The organism is Flavobacterium nackdongense, from assembly GCF_004355225.1.
GTDB lineage: Bacteria > Bacteroidota > Bacteroidia > Flavobacteriales > Flavobacteriaceae > Flavobacterium > Flavobacterium nackdongense.
This window is the reverse complement of the sequence record NZ_CP037933.1, coordinates 1,323,379-1,341,264: the sequence shown is the minus strand read 5'-3', so window position 1 is coordinate 1,341,264 and position 17,886 is coordinate 1,323,379. Positions and strand designations below refer to the sequence as shown.

General features: G+C 35.7%; 15 protein-coding genes. 7 read left to right on the top strand and 8 right to left on the bottom strand.

The window, feature by feature from the left end:
* The first annotated feature begins 238 nt into the window (after window positions 1-238).
* A complete protein-coding gene (locus tag E1750_RS05450) occupies window positions 239-1,069 on the top strand; it encodes a tyrosine-type recombinase/integrase (protein ID WP_227873967.1) in 831 nt (276 codons plus the stop codon).
* Entirely contained in the window at window positions 1,054-2,163 is a 1,110-nt protein-coding gene (locus tag E1750_RS05445) for an IS91 family transposase (RefSeq protein WP_133275802.1), read from the top strand. The genes E1750_RS05450 and E1750_RS05445 overlap by 16 nt, the downstream gene beginning before the upstream one ends.
* A 234-nt stretch (window positions 2,164-2,397) precedes the next feature.
* Here the strand turns inward: E1750_RS05445 and E1750_RS05440 are convergent, their stop codons facing one another.
* The 7 genes from E1750_RS05440 to E1750_RS05410 all read right to left on the bottom strand — a co-directional run bounded on the left by E1750_RS05440 (window position 2,398) and on the right by E1750_RS05410 (window position 11,426).
* Window positions 2,398-3,510 (bottom strand): pyridoxal phosphate-dependent aminotransferase, encoded by a 1,113-nt coding sequence (locus E1750_RS05440; RefSeq protein WP_133275801.1) that lies wholly within the window; start codon window positions 3,508-3,510, stop codon window positions 2,398-2,400.
* Window positions 3,511-3,883: 373 nt separating this feature from the next.
* Window positions 3,884-6,124 carry a cation:proton antiporter domain-containing protein gene (locus E1750_RS05435; protein ID WP_133275800.1) on the bottom strand — a complete coding sequence of 747 codons (2,241 nt, stop codon included), beginning with the start codon at window positions 6,122-6,124 and terminating at the stop codon, window positions 3,884-3,886.
* A 371-nt stretch (window positions 6,125-6,495) separates the two neighbouring features.
* Window positions 6,496-7,269, bottom strand: a complete 774-nt coding sequence (locus tag E1750_RS05430) for a polysaccharide deacetylase family protein (RefSeq protein ID WP_133275799.1) — start codon at window positions 7,267-7,269, stop codon at window positions 6,496-6,498.
* 164 nt (window positions 7,270-7,433) lie between these two features.
* Window positions 7,434-7,997 carry a DUF4276 family protein gene (locus tag E1750_RS05425; RefSeq protein WP_133275798.1) on the bottom strand — a complete coding sequence of 188 codons (564 nt, stop codon included), beginning with the start codon at window positions 7,995-7,997 and terminating at the stop codon, window positions 7,434-7,436.
* 4 nt (window positions 7,998-8,001) lie between these two features.
* On the bottom strand, window positions 8,002-9,207 hold the full coding sequence (locus tag E1750_RS05420) for an AAA family ATPase (RefSeq protein WP_165698010.1): 1,206 nt from the start codon (window positions 9,205-9,207) through the stop codon (window positions 8,002-8,004).
* Between the two features lie 63 nt (window positions 9,208-9,270).
* Window positions 9,271-10,617: an adenylosuccinate lyase gene (gene purB / locus E1750_RS05415; protein WP_133275796.1), complete on the bottom strand. Its 1,347-nt coding sequence runs from the start codon at window positions 10,615-10,617 to the stop codon at window positions 9,271-9,273.
* A 116-nt stretch (window positions 10,618-10,733) separates the two neighbouring features.
* Window positions 10,734-11,426, bottom strand: coding sequence for an SIR2 family NAD-dependent protein deacylase (locus tag E1750_RS05410; protein ID WP_133275795.1), 693 nt, complete (start codon window positions 11,424-11,426; stop codon window positions 10,734-10,736).
* A 154-nt stretch (window positions 11,427-11,580) separates the two neighbouring features.
* Here E1750_RS05410 and E1750_RS05405 point away from each other — a divergent pair, with 154 nt between their 5' ends.
* Window positions 11,581-11,961 carry a hypothetical protein gene (locus E1750_RS05405; protein ID WP_133275794.1) on the top strand — a complete coding sequence of 127 codons (381 nt, stop codon included), beginning with the start codon at window positions 11,581-11,583 and terminating at the stop codon, window positions 11,959-11,961.
* 34 nt (window positions 11,962-11,995) lie between these two features.
* Here E1750_RS05405 and E1750_RS05400 read toward each other — a convergent pair whose 3' ends face one another.
* Window positions 11,996-12,682 carry a Crp/Fnr family transcriptional regulator gene (locus E1750_RS05400; RefSeq protein WP_133275793.1) on the bottom strand — a complete coding sequence of 229 codons (687 nt, stop codon included), beginning with the start codon at window positions 12,680-12,682 and terminating at the stop codon, window positions 11,996-11,998.
* Window positions 12,683-12,791: 109 nt separating this feature from the next.
* Between E1750_RS05400 and E1750_RS05395 the strand changes: the two genes are divergently transcribed.
* From E1750_RS05395 to E1750_RS05380, 4 genes are all read left to right on the top strand, one after another.
* Window positions 12,792-15,170, top strand: a complete 2,379-nt coding sequence (locus E1750_RS05395; protein ID WP_133275792.1) for a heavy metal translocating P-type ATPase — start codon at window positions 12,792-12,794, stop codon at window positions 15,168-15,170.
* A gap of 115 nt (window positions 15,171-15,285) precedes the next feature.
* The gene (gene ccoS, locus E1750_RS05390; RefSeq protein WP_133275791.1) at window positions 15,286-15,483 is read left to right on the top strand and encodes a cbb3-type cytochrome oxidase assembly protein CcoS; all 198 of its coding nucleotides are present in this window, start codon (window positions 15,286-15,288) and stop codon (window positions 15,481-15,483) included.
* 36 nt (window positions 15,484-15,519) lie between these two features.
* Window positions 15,520-17,706, top strand: a complete 2,187-nt coding sequence (gene ccoN / locus E1750_RS05385) for a cytochrome-c oxidase, cbb3-type subunit I (protein WP_133275790.1) — start codon at window positions 15,520-15,522, stop codon at window positions 17,704-17,706.
* A 12-nt stretch (window positions 17,707-17,718) separates the two neighbouring features.
* Entirely contained in the window at window positions 17,719-17,886 is a 168-nt protein-coding gene (locus E1750_RS05380; RefSeq protein ID WP_133275789.1) for a CcoQ/FixQ family Cbb3-type cytochrome c oxidase assembly chaperone, read from the top strand.

The following is a 17,886-nucleotide window of genomic DNA, read 5'->3' as shown; positions in this document are numbered from 1 at the left end:
AAATATAAACTTGTATTTACTGCAAAATTCGCAATCTTGCCAAACGCCTGTTGAACTAAACCTTCGGTAGCACTCGCGCTGATTTTGTACCTTTCAAAGATAATTAAAACTTTGAAATTATGACTACAAAAAAAAGCATCCAGATTTATTAAGAGAAAACAAAATTATCAACCAAGCCAAGCGCGAAGTTCCCGGTTTTGAGGAACTATTAGCTCGTTTTGAGCGCACGGTTTCGGTATTGGGACGAAGCCAAAGCACGTTTAGCAATTATTCGCGGCACGTGGCGGCTATTTCGTTGTATTTTGGCAAAATTCCAACGGAATTGGATCCTGAACAAGTGCAGGACTACTTGTTTTACCAACAGAAAAAGTCCAAAACCCCATCGCAAACGTACTTTAAACACTGTGTTTATGGGCTTCGGTTCTTGTTAAAATCAGAAGGACTTCCGTATGAATACCTTCGATTGCCGTCGATAAAACACGAGAAAACGCTTCCAGTTGTTTTGAGCAAAGAAGAAGTCTGGGCGATGCTTCAAAACGCAAAATTGCTCAAACACCGCATTCTTATTGGCTTGCTTTATGGTTGCGGCTTGCGTTGTATGGAAGCCAGAAGTGTACGTTTGCAGGATTTAGATTTCGACAGACAACAACTCAAAGTAGTGCAAGGCAAAGGCAAAAAAGACCGTTACGTGCCGCTTTCGGAACACTTGATTCGGGGATTAAAAAAGTACATCGAAGCCGAAAAACCCAAGGATTATCTTTTCAACGGTCAGCCCATTGAAAGAGCCGGAGGCGATTTTGACAGTCGGTACAGCCAGAGAGGCGTACAATGGGCAGTCAAACAAGTAGCCAAAGCTGCTGGTGTGAAAAAAGAAGTTCATACCCATACGCTTCGGCACTCTTACGCCACACATTTGCTCGAAGATGGTATGGATATTATGACCCTGAAAGACCTTTTGGGACATCAAAATATCGAAACTACGATGGAGTATTTGCAGATAGCCCAGCTCGCGAGCCAACGCATTTTTAGTCCACTCGATACGCTTTTCGAGAAATGCAGACGGAAGTAGCCGATGTACTGAGAAAGGTAGGCTCGAAGATCGAGAGCTATGGATTGAATACTTGGCAATTGCGCACTCTTTCTGCTATCAAAAAATGTCGAACAGCCCAGTTGGGTGGTCATATCGATGCTTGCGATCAATGTGGAAATCTGACTATTAGTTACAACTCTTGCCGCAACCGTCATTGTCCCAAGTGTCAGGGCAACAAACGAGAAGATTGGATAGAGGCTAGAAGTACGGAACTCTTGCCAGTGCCATATTTTCACCTGGTTTTTACTTTACCCGATAGCATTAATGCATTGGCGATTCACAGTCCAAAATTGGTTTATGACACGCTCTTTGAAGCGACTTGGGAAACGATTCAAACTTTTGGCAAAACCAAGGAAATGCAAATGGGAATGATTGCGGTTTTGCACACTTGGGGGCAACAATTGAGTTTACATCCACACCTGCATTGCATTGTTCCTGGCGGCGGAATAGCTAAAAACGGACAATGGCAAAATAGCCGAACCGATGGCAAATTCTTGTTTCCAGTCAAAGCCTTGTCAAAAGTGTTTAGGGCTAAATATTGTGCAAAACTCAAAGAAAAAGAACCCATAAAGTATGAGCAAATCCGGCAAGAGTTGTGGCAAAAACCTTGGATTGTTTTTGCCAAAAAACCTTTTGGAAGTCCCAAATCAGTGGTGGAATATTTAGGGAGATATACCCATAAAATAGCCATTAGCAACCGAAGAATAAAAACTATCGACAACGAAAATGTAACTTTTGAGTACAAGGATTATCGAGTGGCGGGAGTCAAAAAGCAAATGACGCTCACGCATCAGGAGTTTATTAGGCGATTTGCTTTGCACATTTTGCCCAAACGCTTTGTCAAGATTCGTCATTATGGTTTTTTAAGCAGCAGTTGGAAGCGGGAGAAGCTCAAACTTTTGCAGGAGAAACTCGAAGTAAAAGTACTAGAAAAACGCGAAAAAAAGCTCTTTTTGCCCAAGTGTCCTTGCTGTAAAACGGGCAATTTGCACCGAATAGCCGTTTTTGACCAGCGTGGGCCGCCTGCTTGGTATCTTGGCGGTAGCCAAAGCTCTATTCCCTATAAAAACTAAATAATGGGTAAGGGATTTTATGCTCAAAAGTGACCGAAAACACTATAAAACGATTTTGAAATCGCTCCAAAAAAAAAGAGGCGCACTTGCCTCTTGATCCCGACCCTTCGGGGTTCTCTCAAAACTTTACGAAAACTCCATAGTGTTGAAGGACATGTAATCGGTTCCGTTCAACACGGGTTTCATTGTTCGGCTTGCAGCCGCAACGAAACCCTAGCTGTTGGTTGTACTTTTTTATTGCATTGCTTTAATAAATTTTTTCATTTCGTCCATTTTACCCACAGTAATTCTTGTCCATTTACCTTGCTCTTCATATATTCTTCCCACTTGAATTTTATTGTTTTCTAATTGCTTGAAATAGTCCTTGTTGTATTTTGCAAGTGAAAAATAGATGAAATTTGTATTAGAAGAAATGCATTCACAATTTAATTTTTGGAGTTCGCTGATAGCATATTGTCTTACATTTTCGTTCAGCAAGTAGCAATTTGAAACAAATTTATCATCTTTCAACGAAGCTATAGCAGCAAGTTTTGATAATACACTTACGCTATTATTTGTATTGGATTGCGAATTTGTCAAATTATCAATTATCGTTTTGTTCGCAATTGCATACCCGATTCGTGCTCCAGCCAAACCATAGATTTTTGAAAATGTTTTGGCGACAATAATATTTTTGTTGTCATTTACCATATTGCTAATGGATTGCTGTTTAGTAAATTCCAAATATGCCTCGTCAATTAAAACAATTGTATTTTGTGAAATCTTGGTTACAAATTCTACCAATGCTTCTCTTTCACAAATTGTTCCTGTTGGGTTATTTGGATTACAGATATAAACAAGTTTTGTATCTTGGTTTACAGCTTCCAACATAGCTTGTAAATTAATTTTCTTGTCGGTTGTAAGTGGTACTTTATTTTTAGTTAAACCTAAATTATCTAATGTAACTGTCCAATAATCATAACTTGGTTCTGCGATTACATAATTTCCATTGCCTAATGATACATATTTTGCAACCAAATCTAAAATTTCAGTTGAACCAGCTCCTAACAATATGTTTTCGTCTTTAACTCTATTTCTTTTTGCAAGGACAGAAATCAGTTGCGTTGCAACATCCCAATTATATCGGTTACTAATATTTGCATTGTCAATAAATGCTTTCCTTGCTAATGGAGATGGACCATAGGGATTTTCATTTGAGCGTAAAAAAACTAAGTTAGCATCACTCTCAATACTATTAATTAAATTTTCTGATGCAAGAGGTGAAGCAAATGAATTGAAGTTTGTAAGTCCAATACCAGCTATTCCAATTCCAATTTTTTTCAGCCAAAGTCTTCTGCTCTTTTCCATATTTTCTTTTTCTTAAATTGGTCTTTAAAAAAAATAGTTTGTTACAACCGCGGAGTGTTAAAACTGCCACTAACTTGTTTGTAGGTCATAAGATGTCCGACTTATCCACCCTAAATCGGGTCGCTTTGTCTGACAAAAGTCAGTGTTTTTTGTTTCTCAAATATATAAAAAAATCATTACAAGTTTTAATGATTTAACTTTGAAATAGTTTTTAGAATGAAGAATATTTTCTTTAGCGCCGATGGAAGCCAATATCCTTGTGGGCTAGTCCCGATTGTTATCTAGGTGACAAACTGGGTGGAAATACGGAGCTCCAACTAAACCAGTCCGTTTGTCATTCCGCAGGAATCTCAAAGCAATTGGGAGGAGAGGATTAATCGTGAACCAAATCGGCTAGTAATTTTTTATCGCCCACAATCCACAAAATGTCGTCTTTTTCCAGTATAACATCCGATTCTGGATTTAAGGTTCGAATGCCTCTTTTTTCAATGCCTACCACAAGACCTTTGGTTTTTTCGCGGAGCCTAGATTCCTTTATGCTTTTTCCGATGAAAGTGTGATTTTTCAATTCGATTTGGTTTAAGACAATATCGGGTTCAATCATTTCAGGCGAAACATCAGTTTCGTGTTGGTCTAAGTATTTTTTAAATTCTTGTACTTGTCGATCGGTCCCAATGACACAAATTTCATCACCTGGAAAAATACGTTCGTTTCGCTGTGGAATATGAATCGTGATTTCACCTCTTTTGATGGATACAATATTGATGCCCAAGAGTTCTCTAAGTTGTAAGTTTCGTAACGATTCACCGGCAATATTCGATTCTTTCGCTATATCAAAAACCGCCATATGTCCGTCCCAAGGCGTTAAATCACTTCTGCTTCTTTTCGCTTTTTCAATTTCTCTTCCGTGCAAATTGGCTAGAAAATGATTCTCAATTCGGTGGTATTGTTTATGGAGTTTCTTTTGGAAAATCAAATAAATAGTTATGGCAATTAATAAAGCAATCAAGGTGATTTTTTGGGAGAAAAACGCATTCAATAATAATCCAATGAAGAAAATCGCCATCAGTATCCGAATAAAAAACAACATCGTCAGCGGTCCGCGAGATTTTCTATCGGTCATCAATTGTTCCACTTCTTCTGCTGCAACTCTTCGAAAGGCTAGCGCCCACAAAAAGGGTGAAATAATAATCAAAGTAATCAGTGCTCCCAATGCAATGCCAAAATGATAATTCTCTACTAAAGGTTTGATGTAGGTGGAGGAAAGCAGAATGATAGCCAAAATGATGACCACAAGCGCTGTCACTTGAATTAGAAAAGCATTGATTACTTTTTGCCATAAGCTTACCGTTTTTATCGCTTGGGTGCTGGCAGAATAACGTTCGATTCGTTTGGTCCATTTTCGAGGTAATTGATGCGCTACATATTCCGAAAAAGGCAGCGAATATTTAATCATAAATGGAGTTGTAAACACCGTGATTGCCGAAACTGCCACGACAATTGGATACAAAAACGAATTGGTTGCATTCAAAGTTACACCCAAAGTCGCAATGATAAAAGAGAATTCTCCAATTTGCGACAAACTCATTCCAGTTCTAATGGAATCTTTTAGCGGTTGCCCAGACAATAAGGCTCCAAAAGTAGAACTGATAGATTGCCCAAAAATAGTCACAATAGAAAGAATGATGACTGGAATCGCATGCTGATACAAAGCATCCGGGTCTATCAACATCCCTACTGACACAAAAAATACGGCACCAAATAGGTCTTTTACAGGTTTTACCAAATGTTCAATATGCTCGGCTTGAGTGGTTTCGGCTATGATGGAACCCATAATAAAAGCGCCCAAAGCGGGAGAAAACCCGACATTGGCGGCAAGACCAACCATGGTCAAACACAAGGCTAAAGAAATGATGAGCAACATTTCGTCGGTCAATAAATGTTTGGTCTTTTTGAGCACTGTTGGAATGATGAAAATGCCTCCTAAAAACCAAATCACCAGAAAAAAAACGAGTTTCAAAACCGATAATAGGAGAGCCATTCCAGAAAACTGATTGCTAACAGCAATGGTTGACAATAAAACCATCATCAAAATGGCTAAAATATCCTGAACGATGAGAGAACCGATTACATTTCCAGCAAATTTTTGTGTTTTGACACCTAATTCATCAAATGATTTTAATATAATGGTGGTGGAAGAAATCGAAAGGATTACGCCCAAAAAGATGCTGTCCATTTTGGACCAATCCATCCATTGTCCTACAGAATAGCCCAAAATACACATGGCAATAATTTGTGTGCTTGCCGTAATGGAGGCTGTTCCGCCCACTTTCATTAACTTTTTGAAACTAAATTCTAGTCCGAGGCTGAACAATAAAAAGATGATTCCAATTTCAGCCCAAACTTCTACGCTTTTAATTTCTTTGACCGATGGAAAAAAATCAAAATGGTTTCCAGCCAAAAATCCAGCAATCAAATACCCTAGCACTAGCGGTTGTTTCAACTTTCGGAATATCAAAACAGCAATTCCAGCAGTCATTAATATTAGCCCCAAATCACTGATTAAGGGTTCTAAGTGATGGGAAATTTCGGCTACTTTTTCGGCTGGATTCATAGTTCTTGAATTCTATGTTGGTAATATACAAAAAAATATATTTCAAAAAAAAAACAGTAGTTAATCTAAAGGGTGTCACTTTTAATAATTTTTAGTCACGAATTTCATCAATTGCATCAGAAACGCCTATAAAATTGTACAAAACACAGGTTTTTTGTAACTCCGTAGGAGTCTAAACGCACTAGAGCAGGGACGCTTTACAGCGTGACAAACGAACTGGAATAAATGGATAAAAATGCAATTGTGAAATTTCGATAGATTAAAATTCGAGTTAATTCGTGACTTGAGTCATAGCGAATGGGCTTAGCAAATTCGTGGCTAAATTTTTTTAAAGTCTTTTGCAAAGAAGCAATCTATAATTTAAACCACTGTCATTTTTGCAACTTTTCTAAATCAGATAAAGTATAAAAATTCATATTATTGCTTTTGATGTATTTGCAAATGTATTCCAAAGTGGCATTTTTTGTTTGGTAATCGCCACTCACTTTATCGACCGTTTTATGGCTATTTAAAATTAAAATTTTGTTGTTTTTCTTGGCGTATTCCAACAAGCCCAAAAGGTGGGGAATGTTGAAGTGGTTGTGGGTGTCGTCTATGCTAAAGCTAAAAACCAAATTGGAGTTGTCGTAATAACAGCCTTGTTTGTTGGCAACGTGTTCACAAAAAGCCCTTCCTCTAATGAATTTGAATTTTTTTAATAAAGCAGCATCTAATTTTTTGCTTCTTCCGCCGTAAGGATAAGCAAAAGTGCTGACATCCAAACCATAGAAATTCATTAGTCGGATCATAGGGTCAATTTCATTATTCAAATATTCTCGAATAGTATATACTCGCAAATAATCAACAGCATTGACGTGATTGTAAGTATGCCCTGCAATTTCGTGACCTTCCTTCTGCATTTCCAGAAGTTTCTCAACTTCGGATTGGTTGAGCGTATTGATTTTGCAAACAAAAAAAGTTCCCTTCCAAGAATACTTTTTTAGCTTTTGATTGGTCGCAAACCATTCGTTTACATAAGCATCATCAAAAGACAAAATGACTCCCGCTTTATAAGGTTTGTTTACGGGTTTTGGATTTTCTTTTTTACAAGAAAAGAAAAGAAAAAAAGCACAAAGCAATACCATTTTTAGAATTGAATTCTTCATTATTACTTTGTGCTTTTTAAAAGTGTTTTTTATTAAATCCCCAAGAAATTACTTGGTGTAATTTGCATCAATTCTGCTTTGATTTCGTCTGAAACTTCAAGTGTGCTAATAAATTCGTGAATCGAATTTTTTGTCAAACAGCTAAATTGCTTTAATTAAGATAGTTATGATTGTGAAGCAATTCGTTTATCAAAGTTTTTTATAAACCGTTTGAAATACTCACAGTTCAAAGTTTTGTCAAAGTCAATTAATTCAAAAATATCAGCATTATGAGATTCGCTATATTTTCTGCTTGCTTTTTTTAAATATTCTTTTGGTTCAGTAATTGTCATTACATTTTCAATTTCTTTTAAATTTGCACCATATTTGGAATTAAAAACATCAACATCTGTCAATATCAAAGCTTCAATTTCATAAATATGCAATAACGGAATTCCTTTTTTGTCAACTACTCTATTTGAACTCGTAAAATAATTCTTTCTAGCATAGAGCTTTTCTTTATTTGGCAATGTAGAATCTAGATCTCGAATGAAAATTAAAATATCAGGTTTTTGAGTTTCAAATTCGATTCTTAATAATCTTTTTGTTTTTTGACTATCCAAATTTGAGCCGTTAATTATTTGTAGCATTGATACAAATATAAACTCATTAGCTAAATACCTCTTTTCTAATAAATTTTTAATTGATTGGGTATCATTTGGGGCTTCTCCGACTAGACCTATCTTCATAAAATTATTTTTCAAGATCCGAATAAAGCCAATAATCACTTAAAAAGTCTTCTTTTATATATTCATTTGCTTTTATTATTTCGGTTTCATTTAAATGACGAAGTTTAGTTCCTTCTTTGGAATTTGTTGAATATGCAATTGTAATTCTATTTAATTCGTTTGGATTTATTGCATCTAATGCTTGAGGAGAATGTGTAGTTAAAATAATTTGTTTGTTTTGGGCTTCCTCTTTTAAGAAACCCAAAAGTTTATGAAATTGATGCGGATGAATACCTAATTCAGGTTCTTCTATCAATATTATTCTACTGATTTGTGATTGACTCGTATATAAATCAACATTAGTTGGTCTTATATGTGTATTTTCATCATTCTCGAATACTTCTGATATAATATAAAATAATCGTTTAGTTCCATCAGATAAATTTGAAAATGGTAGCCAATCCCCTTCTATTTTAAACTCTATAAATACGTTATTAACTGAAATACTTTCATTGTCTTCAGTAATAAAAATATTGAAATTGTCACTAAATCTAATATCTTCAATCGGGGAATATTTTTTTAATGTCGATTTAATTATTTCAGTTTTTCTAAAAACATTTCTGAAAGTACTTTTTAAAATATCTAAATCAAATTCTTCTTTTAACCCCATAATTTCCAATATAAAGTCTATAGTAATACATTTTATAAAATAAGGGCTGGAAGAATTACTAAAAATATTATGCAAATCTGTTGACCATTTAGTCTTATTGTCAACTCTAAATGAAAGTGGTTTGTCAACTATAAAATAATCTTTATATATTCCGTGACAAATAAAAGTATTATCAAAAATAATTTGATTTTGTTTAAATTTTTCATAAATAGAGGTTTCTTCACTTCCTTTTTTATCTTTAATTATTTTTTTATTGACGCTTAGTTCATAATCAATTTTAGAAGTTGTATTATTTATTTTAAATAATTCATCTATTTCAATATTTCGTTGCGATTTAAATAAAATTTCTTTACCGTTTTTAAAAGTTAAACTTGAAGAAAAGTTGTTTAAATTTTCATATTTTAATGATAATATTTTTCGTAGAAATTTGATAAAATTTGTTTTTCCTGCAGCATTTTTACCTATAATAATATTTAATCCATTTTGGAACTCTACACTTACATCAAATATAGATTTGTATCCAGAAAGTTTGACTTCTTTTAGATATGTATTATTTTTCATTTTCATTTATTAATAGAACAAATATACATTATGCATTTCAATTATAAATAGATTTTATAAATATTATATCCCCAAAAAATTACTCGGTGTAATTTGCATTAATTCGGCTTTGATTTCGTCTGAAACTTCAAGTGTGCTAATAAATTCGTGAATCGAATTTTTAGTGATGGCTTCGTTGGTTCTAGTCAATCCTTTCAGAGCTTCATAAGGATTTGGATAGGCTTCGCGACGCAAAATCGTTTGAATCGCTTCGGCAACCACTGCCCAGTTTTTCTCTAAATCTTCGGCGAATTTGGATTCATTCAACAGCAGTTTGTTCAAGCCTTTCAAAGTAGCTTCAAAAGCGATTAGAGTATGTCCGATAGGTACGCCAATGTTTCTTAAAACCGTGCTATCAGTCAAGTCGCGTTGCAATCTCGAAACTGGTAATTTGGCCGAAAGATGTTCGAAAATGGCATTGGCCATGCCTAAATTTCCTTCCGAATTTTCAAAATCTATCGGGTTTACTTTGTGTGGCATTGCCGAGGAACCAATTTCTCCCGCTTTGATTTTTTGTTTGAAATATTCCATCGAAACATAGGTCCAAATATCTCTGTCTAAGTCAATGATGATGGTGTTGATTCTTTTCAACGCATCGAAAAATGCGGCAAAGTGATCGTAATGTTCGATTTGTGTAGTCGGAAAGGAGTGGTGTAAACCAAGAATTTCTTCTACAAAATTTCCTCCAAATTGTCTCCAGTCAATTTGAGGATAGGCCACGTGATGGGCGTTGTAATTTCCGGTGGCGCCACCAAATTTGGCAGCAAACGGAATGTTGAACAACAAACGTATTTGCTCCTCAAGACGTTCTACAAAAACACCAATTTCTTTACCCAAACGGGTTGGCGAAGCCGGTTGTCCGTGGGTTTTGGCAAGCATTGGAACGGCTGCCCATTCGATGCTCAACTCTTTCAATTTTGAGGTCAAAGAGATTAACGATGGCATATATACTTTTTCGAAAGCCTCTTTGGTCGAAAGCGGAATCGCAGTATTGTTGATGTCTTGTGAAGTCAATCCGAAGTGGATAAATTCTTTGTATTGTGATAAACCTAGTTTTTCGAATGCGTCTTTGATAAAATATTCTACCGCTTTTACATCGTGGTTGGTCACTTTTTCGGTTTCTTTGATCCAAAGGGCATCTTCGGTAGAGAAGTTTTTATAGATATTGCGTAAACTTTCGAATACATTTGGGTTTACGGTGGCAAGTTGAGGTAAAGGAATTTCGCAAAGCGCAATAAAATATTCAATTTCAACCAAAACACGGTATTTGATTAAAGCTTCTTCAGAGAAGAATTTTGAAAGTGAACTGGTTTTGCTTCTGTATCTTCCGTCGATAGGCGATACAGCGTTTAATTCGTTTAAAGTAGTCATTGTTGTTGGTTTTTTAGAAAGCGCAAAGATAACATTTCAGATTTCAGATTTCAGATTTCAGATTGAAAAATTGCAATTGATTTTTGAAATTGCTATTGAAATTGCCATTGTTATTGTTATTTCAATTTTTCAAGGTCTTTTTGCACTATTTTCACTCCTTCCGAACCCGTTGCGGCAATGATTTTAAGGTCATTTGGCAAATCATAAATGGGTGCTGGTTTGGGATCGATATAATAGACCGGAATAGTCTGTTTGGCAAAATTCATCAAGCCTGCTGCAGGATACACTTGAAGCGAAGTTCCAATGATAATAAGGATGTCGGCTTTTTCAACGATGGTAACGGCTTTTTCCAAAGCGGGAACTTCTTCTCCAAACCAAACAATATGGGGACGTAATTGGTTCCCTTTGTCGTCAAAATCACCTAAATTTAAATCGGTTTCCCAATCTAAAATATAATTTCGATTGGCAATACTACGCACTTTCAACAATTCGCCGTGAAGATGCAAAACATTCGAACTTCCCGCTTTTTCGTGCAAATTATCTACGTTTTGGGTAATAATGGAAACGTCAAAATCATTTTCTAATTCCGTCAAAATTTGATGCCCGAGATTGGGTTGCACATCGTGTAATTGTCGGCGTCTTTGGTTGTAAAAATCGAGTACCAATTCAGGGTTTTTATGCCAGCCTTCGGGCGTTGCCACATCCATCACATTATGACCTTCCCAAAGTCCATCGGCATCGCGAAAGGTTTTGATGCCGCTTTCGGCACTGATTCCCGCTCCGGTTAGTACTACTAGTTTCTTTTTCATATTTTATTTTGCCACACCCGAGCGACAGCGAACTGACGAAGTAAAGGCGCAAAGGCACTAAGATTATTTTGAATAATAAAAGTAGTGATTTTAATCTAAAACTAGGAATATTTGTATATTTGATTTTAATTTTTTTGCTTTTAAAAAAAACCTTATGAACAGACTCATAATAGTAGTTGCCTTATTCTATAGTACGTTTTTTTTCGCGCAGGATAGACTTTCCGTTGTAGATACAATGGCTATAAGAAAGAATTACTTCAAGGTTTATTTCGATAATTTGCCAGTTGTAAAATACACTTTCGACTTTAGTGCAAAAAAAGATAATGTACCTCAGTTGTCTATTTATAATTTTAATTCAAGAAGTAATGATGTTTATTTTTTACAGAGTGGTACGTGTATAATTATGAGTCCAAGAATAAATCTTGAAAATAATTGGATAGGAAGTAGAAAAGATTCTTTTAATCCTTATGGAACAACAAATATAGGTTCGGCTGTCGTTATGGGTTTAATCACTATGTTGTTTGAAAAACAGTAAGAAAATAGTTTTCACAAAAAAAAGTGACCAAAATTTATACTATATCAGCAATTCTCTTGAGTTTTGCTAGGTCTTTAATCACTATTTTTTTACCAATCAAACCAATCAAACCCGTTTTGTTGAAATCGGACAATAATCGGATACAACTTTCGGTCGCGGTTCCAATCATTCCGGCTAATTCTTCACGAGACAATTGAATGCGTAACGAACCATCTTCTTTTTTGCCAAAAGTTTCTTCAAGATAAACAAGGGTTTCGGCTAGACGTTCTTTGACGGTTTTTTGAGAAATCGAAATCATATGCTCACTGGCTTCTTTTAAGTCGCCGCAAATCGTTTTCATCATATTCATCGAAAACTGATTGTTCTTATCGAACATACTGATTACTTCAGATTTGGGGATAAAGCAAACTTCCATGTCCTCCAACGCTACAGCACTTAAATTGGCTGGTTCATCGCTAATCATCGATCGTTGCCCTAATAATTCTCCTGCTTTTACTAATTTTATGATTTGGTCTTTGCCGTTTGGACTTAATTTAGACAATTTACAAGCGCCAGTGGTCACGCAATAAATGCCGTTTACAAGATCTCCTTCTTCAAAGATTGGGTTTCCTTTTTTTATAGTATAGGATGTTTTACATTCTGCGAGCTTAATAAGTTCGTCTTTGTTTAGCGCTTTCAAAGAGCTGATTTCTCTAACTATACACTGTTCACATTTACCCATAAACTAAAAATATTTTTTTGTACTGCAAATCTACAAATAATATGATAAATATCATATTTTTAATTTCTTCGCAGAGTATATTTGTGTCCTTAAAAATTTTTACAAAGTTATGGATGATAATTCCTGTTTTCATTGTGGATTAGAAATTGCTAAAAGCGAAGAAATTTTCTTTGACGACAAGTCTTTTTGTTGTCAGGGATGCAAAACAGTTTACGAAATTTTCAGTCAAAATGATTTAAGTTGCTATTATGATTTCGAGAAATCGCCCGGTGCGACACCACTTGATATTAGTGGTAAATACGACTTTTTAGACAACGAAGCCATTGTATCAAAATTATTAGAATTCCAAGAAGATAAAACAGCCATAGTGTCGTTAAGCATTCCTCATATCCATTGTAGTTCGTGCATTTGGATTCTCGAAAATCTTAACAAATTGCAAAAAGGAATTAGTACTTCGCAGGTCAATTTCCCGCAGAAAAAAGTTCGAATTACGTACCATCCAGAAGCGGTTTCTCTCAAAGATATTGTTCATTTATTGAGTTCAATAGGCTACGAACCTTATATTAGTTTAGAAAATTATGAAACCGGAAAAAACAATATTGACCGCAGTCTGACGTACAAATTGGGATTGGCTTTTTTCTGTTTTGGCAATATTATGTTGCTGTCTTTTCCGGAATATTTTGAAGTCAAAGAATATTGGTTGGATACCTACAAACCTTTTTTCCGTTGGTTAATCTTTGCTATATCATTGCCCTCTTTTTTATATTCGGCCAGTGGTTATTATGTTTCAGCTTATAAAAGTATCAAATCGGGCTTGTTGAATATCGATATTCCAATCGCTTTAGGAATTATTATTTTCTTCATTCGAAGTACTTTTGATATTGTAATGGACTATGGTTCCGGCTTTTTTGACAGCCTGACGGGTTTGATTTTCTTTATGCTTTTAGGTAAAATGTTTCAAATTAAAACCTATAGTTTTTTGAGTTTCGAAAGAGATTTTAAATCCTATTTTCCGATAGCCATTACCCGAATCAATGCCGATTCTTCCGAGGAAAGTGTGCCTATTTATGATATTGAAAAAGGCAATCGACTCTTGATTCGAAATCAAGAATTGATTCCTGTAGATGGCATTCTGATTTCTGAAAAAGCCGAAATTGATTACAGTTTTGTTACGGGAGAAGCAATTCCGATTACCAAGAAATCGGGCGATAAAGTCTTCGCAGGAGGAAAGCAAATAGGTAAAGTGATTGAAATGGAAGTCCTACATTCGGTGAAGCAAAGCTATTTGACGCAATTGTGGAGCAATGATGTTTTTCAGAAAAAAGTAGAGCAAAAGCACAAATCCATAACCGATACGATCAGCCATTATTTCACGCCAATACTTTTACTAATAGCTTTTGGTGGATTTGGTTATTGGATTTTTATCGATGCCAATATCGCCTTCAATGTATTTACTGCAGTGCTTATTGTGGCCTGTCCCTGCGCCTTAGCCTTGACCGCGCCTTTTACAATGGGAAATGTCCTGCGCATTATGGGTAAAAAGAAATTTTACCTTAAAAACGCATTGGTGATCGAACAATTGGCTAAGGTCGATACCTTGGTTTTTGATAAAACAGGAACGATCACTACCAATGTAAAATCGAATATTTCGTACGAAGGAACCGAACTTTCCGCTGATAACTTAGTGATTTTAAAATCTGTTCTGCGAGCTTCAAACCATCCGTTGAGCAGAATGCTATATGAATTTTTGCCAGAATGTAACCGATTAAAAATTATTGACTTTGAGGAAATCACTGGCAAAGGCATTCAGGCGACTCTAGAAGCTGCTCAGGTGAAGGTTGGTTCTGCTGATTTTGTTGGAAATCAAGAAGAAAACAGTATTCAGCAAACTTCGGTTCACATCAAGATTAATGAAATTTATTTTGGGAAATATATTTTCAACAATCAATATAGAGAAGGTTTAGCGGCTCTTTTTGAAGGACTGAATCAGAAGTATCAGATCAAAGTCTTGTCGGGCGACAATGATGGGGAGCGCGCTTCCTTAGAAAAATTAGTGCCCGAGGGAACCGAATTGGTTTTCAATCAAAAACCGGAACAAAAGCTCGAATACATTAAAAAACTGCAAGAATCAGGTTGTAATGTGATGATGGTTGGCGATGGTCTCAACGATGCAGGGGCTTTGGCACAAAGTAATATTGGGATTTCTATATCTGAGAATGTCAATGTTTTTTCACCAGCTTGCGACGCCATTTTGGATGCGAGTGAATTTCATAAATTACATTATTTCTTGAAACTTGCCAAGAAATCCATAACGACTATAAAAATGAGTTTTGCACTTTCTATACTTTATAACCTTGTTGGATTGTATTTTGCAATAACGGGTAATCTCCTACCTTTAGTAGCGGCAATAATAATGCCTTTGAGTACCATAACAATTGTCAGTTTCGTAACAATTGTTAGTAATTATTATGCAAAAAGGTTGAAATAAATGTAGTAATTTACAGTTTTTGTTATAAATTTGATAAAGCTGTAGAATATGATAATTATCATAATCTAAAAAAAATCGATGTTCTATCTTTGCTAATCTAATCTAATTAAATTTTATGAGTGTCATCTATTTGCTAATTTCTATCAGTATTGTCGTAGCTGTTTTTTTCTTTTTTGCTTTTGTACGAGCTGTAAAAACAGGTCAATACGACGATGATTACACTCCTTCTGTCCGAATGCTTTTTGATGATGAGCTTGTTAAAAAAGTAAAGGACGAACCTATTCCTAATGCAGAAAAAAAACTTAAACCTTAAACCTTAAATTTTTAAACCAATTAACAATTATTATTTATGGAAATGCAACAGTTTTATTATGACAACAAAATTGTAAAGAAATTCATTTACGCAACCATCGTTTTTGGTGTTGTGGGAATGTTGGTAGGGCTTATTTTGGCCACTATGTTTCTTTTCCCAAATATGACCGACGGGATTTCGTGGTTGAGTTTTGGTAGACTGAGACCTTTACATACCAATGCTGTGATTTTTGCCTTTGTAGGAAACGCTATGTTTGCTGGAACGTATTATTCCTTGCAACGGTTGTTAAAAGCGAGAATGTTCAGTGACTTTTTGAGTAATTTGAATTTCTGGGGATGGCAATTGATTATCGTTGCTGCCGCAATTTCCTTACCATTAGGATACAGCACTTCCAAGGAATACGCCGAACTGGAATGGCCAATTGATATTGCCATCGCCCTAATCTGGGTTGCGTTTGGTGTCAATATGATTGGAACTATTTTAAAAAGAAGAGAGCGTCACTTATATGTAGCGATTTGGTTTTACATTGCTACTTTCGTTACGGTAGCGGTTTTGCACATTTTCAATAGTTTAGAATTGCCTATCTCTATGACCAAAAGTTATTCTGTTTACGCAGGAGTTCAAGACGCTTTGGTGCAGTGGTGGTACGGTCATAATGCAGTAGCGTTTTTCTTGACTACGCCATTTTTAGGATTGATGTATTATTTTGTTCCTAAAGTAGCCAATCGCCCTGTGTATTCTTACAGACTTTCAATTGTGCACTTCTGGTCTTTGATATTCTTATATATTTGGGCTGGACCGCACCATTTATTATATACTGCTTTACCAACTTGGGCACAAAATTTAGGTGTGGTATTTTCGGTGATGCTGATTGCGCCATCGTGGGGAGGTATGATCAACGGACTCTTGACCTTACGAGGTGTTTGGGATAAAGTACGTGAAGAGCCCGTATTGAAATTCTTTGTGGTAGCAATTACTGGTTACGGTATGGCCACTTTTGAAGGACCAATGTTATCGCTTAAAAATGTGAATGCCATAGCGCATTTTACCGATTGGATTATTGCACACGTTCACGTTGGAGCCTTAGCTTGGAACGGATTTATGTCATTTGGTATAATTTATTGGTTGATACCTCGTATGACAAAAACGAATTTGTATTCTACCAAATTGGCTAATTTCCACTTTTGGATTGGAACATTAGGAATCATTCTTTATGCTTTACCAATGTATGTGGCTGGATTCACACAAGCTTCGATGTGGAAACAATTCAATCCCGACGGCACTTTAACTTATGGTAATTTCCTTGAAACAGTAACTCAAATTATGCCTATGTATTGGATGAGAGCTATTGGAGGTACCTTATATCTAGCAGGAATGTTGGTATTGGTTTACAATATTATTCAGACGGCAAGAGCAGGTGAACCTGTTGAAGATGAATTAGCCGAAGCTCCTGAATTGAAAGCCATCAGTGCGGGAAGAATTAAGGGTGAAAAATACCACGCTTGGTTGGAAAGAAAACCAATCCAGTTAACGATTTTTGCTTTAATCGCCATTCTTATTGGTGGAATAATTCAGATTGTTCCCACTATTATGGTGAAATCGAATATTCCAACGATTACCAGCGTGAAACCTTATACTCCTTTAGAATTACAAGGACGTGATTTATACATTCGTGAAGGTTGTGTAGGTTGTCACTCCCAAATGGTTCGACCATTCCGTTCCGAAGTGGAGCGTTATGGCCCACAAGGTAAAGCCGGTGAGTTTGTATACGATCACCCATTCCTTTGGGGATCAAAACGTACAGGGCCAGACTTATTGCGCGTTGGTGGTAAATACAACGACAATTGGCATTTCAATCACTTTTGGAGTCCACAAAGTATCTCTGCTGGATCTATAATGCCAGGGTATAAATGGTTGTTTGAGAATAAAGCTATGGATATTTCAATGACTGAAAATAAAATGAAAGCCATGCAAACGCTTGGGGTTCCTTATACTGACGAAGATATTGCCAATGGTCAGAAAAATTTAAGAGCGCAAGCTTTGAAAATTGAAGAGAGTTTGAAAGCAGATCCTGACTTTGTAAAAAGTTATGATGAAAGCAAGAAAAAAGCTGCCGCCAGAGGGGATCAATTTGTTCCAATGAACGAAAGAGAAATAGTTGCTTTAATAGCTTATATTCAAAGGCTTGGAACTGATATCAAAGTAAAAGACAATTCTAAATAGAACCTAGGAATTATGTTTGAGCAAATTAAACACAATATGGAAACCATTGCTGGAATTGAAATATTTCCAGTACTATCATTGATTATATTCTTCGCATTTTTTGTCGGACTAGCCGTTTGGGTTTTAGGATACAAAAAAGATAAGATTGAAGAAATGAGTCATATTCCGTTGAACGATTAA

Bases quoted from the DNA above. Each gene is read 5' to 3' on its own strand.
- E1750_RS05445 (WP_133275802.1), top strand. From the start codon at position 1,054: ATGCAGACGGAAGTAGCCGATGTACTGAGAAAGGTAGGCTCGAAGATC.
- E1750_RS05440 (WP_133275801.1), bottom strand. From the start codon at position 3,510: ATGGAAAAGAGCAGAAGACTTTGGCTGAAAAAAATTGGAATTGGAATA.
- E1750_RS05435 (WP_133275800.1), bottom strand. From the start codon at position 6,124: ATGAATCCAGCCGAAAAAGTAGCCGAAATTTCCCATCACTTAGAACCC.
- E1750_RS05430 (WP_133275799.1), bottom strand. From the start codon at position 7,269: ATGAAGAATTCAATTCTAAAAATGGTATTGCTTTGTGCTTTTTTTCTT.
- E1750_RS05425 (WP_133275798.1), bottom strand. From the start codon at position 7,997: ATGAAGATAGGTCTAGTCGGAGAAGCCCCAAATGATACCCAATCAATT.
- E1750_RS05420 (WP_165698010.1), bottom strand. From the start codon at position 9,207: ATGAAAAATAATACATATCTAAAAGAAGTCAAACTTTCTGGATACAAA.
- purB (WP_133275796.1), bottom strand. From the start codon at position 10,617: ATGACTACTTTAAACGAATTAAACGCTGTATCGCCTATCGACGGAAGA.
- E1750_RS05410 (WP_133275795.1), bottom strand. From the start codon at position 11,426: ATGAAAAAGAAACTAGTAGTACTAACCGGAGCGGGAATCAGTGCCGAA.
- E1750_RS05405 (WP_133275794.1), top strand. From the start codon at position 11,581: ATGAACAGACTCATAATAGTAGTTGCCTTATTCTATAGTACGTTTTTT.
- E1750_RS05400 (WP_133275793.1), bottom strand. From the start codon at position 12,682: ATGGGTAAATGTGAACAGTGTATAGTTAGAGAAATCAGCTCTTTGAAA.
- E1750_RS05395 (WP_133275792.1), top strand. From the start codon at position 12,792: ATGGATGATAATTCCTGTTTTCATTGTGGATTAGAAATTGCTAAAAGC.
- ccoS (WP_133275791.1), top strand. From the start codon at position 15,286: ATGAGTGTCATCTATTTGCTAATTTCTATCAGTATTGTCGTAGCTGTT.
- ccoN (WP_133275790.1), top strand. From the start codon at position 15,520: ATGGAAATGCAACAGTTTTATTATGACAACAAAATTGTAAAGAAATTC.
- E1750_RS05380 (WP_133275789.1), top strand. From the start codon at position 17,719: ATGTTTGAGCAAATTAAACACAATATGGAAACCATTGCTGGAATTGAA.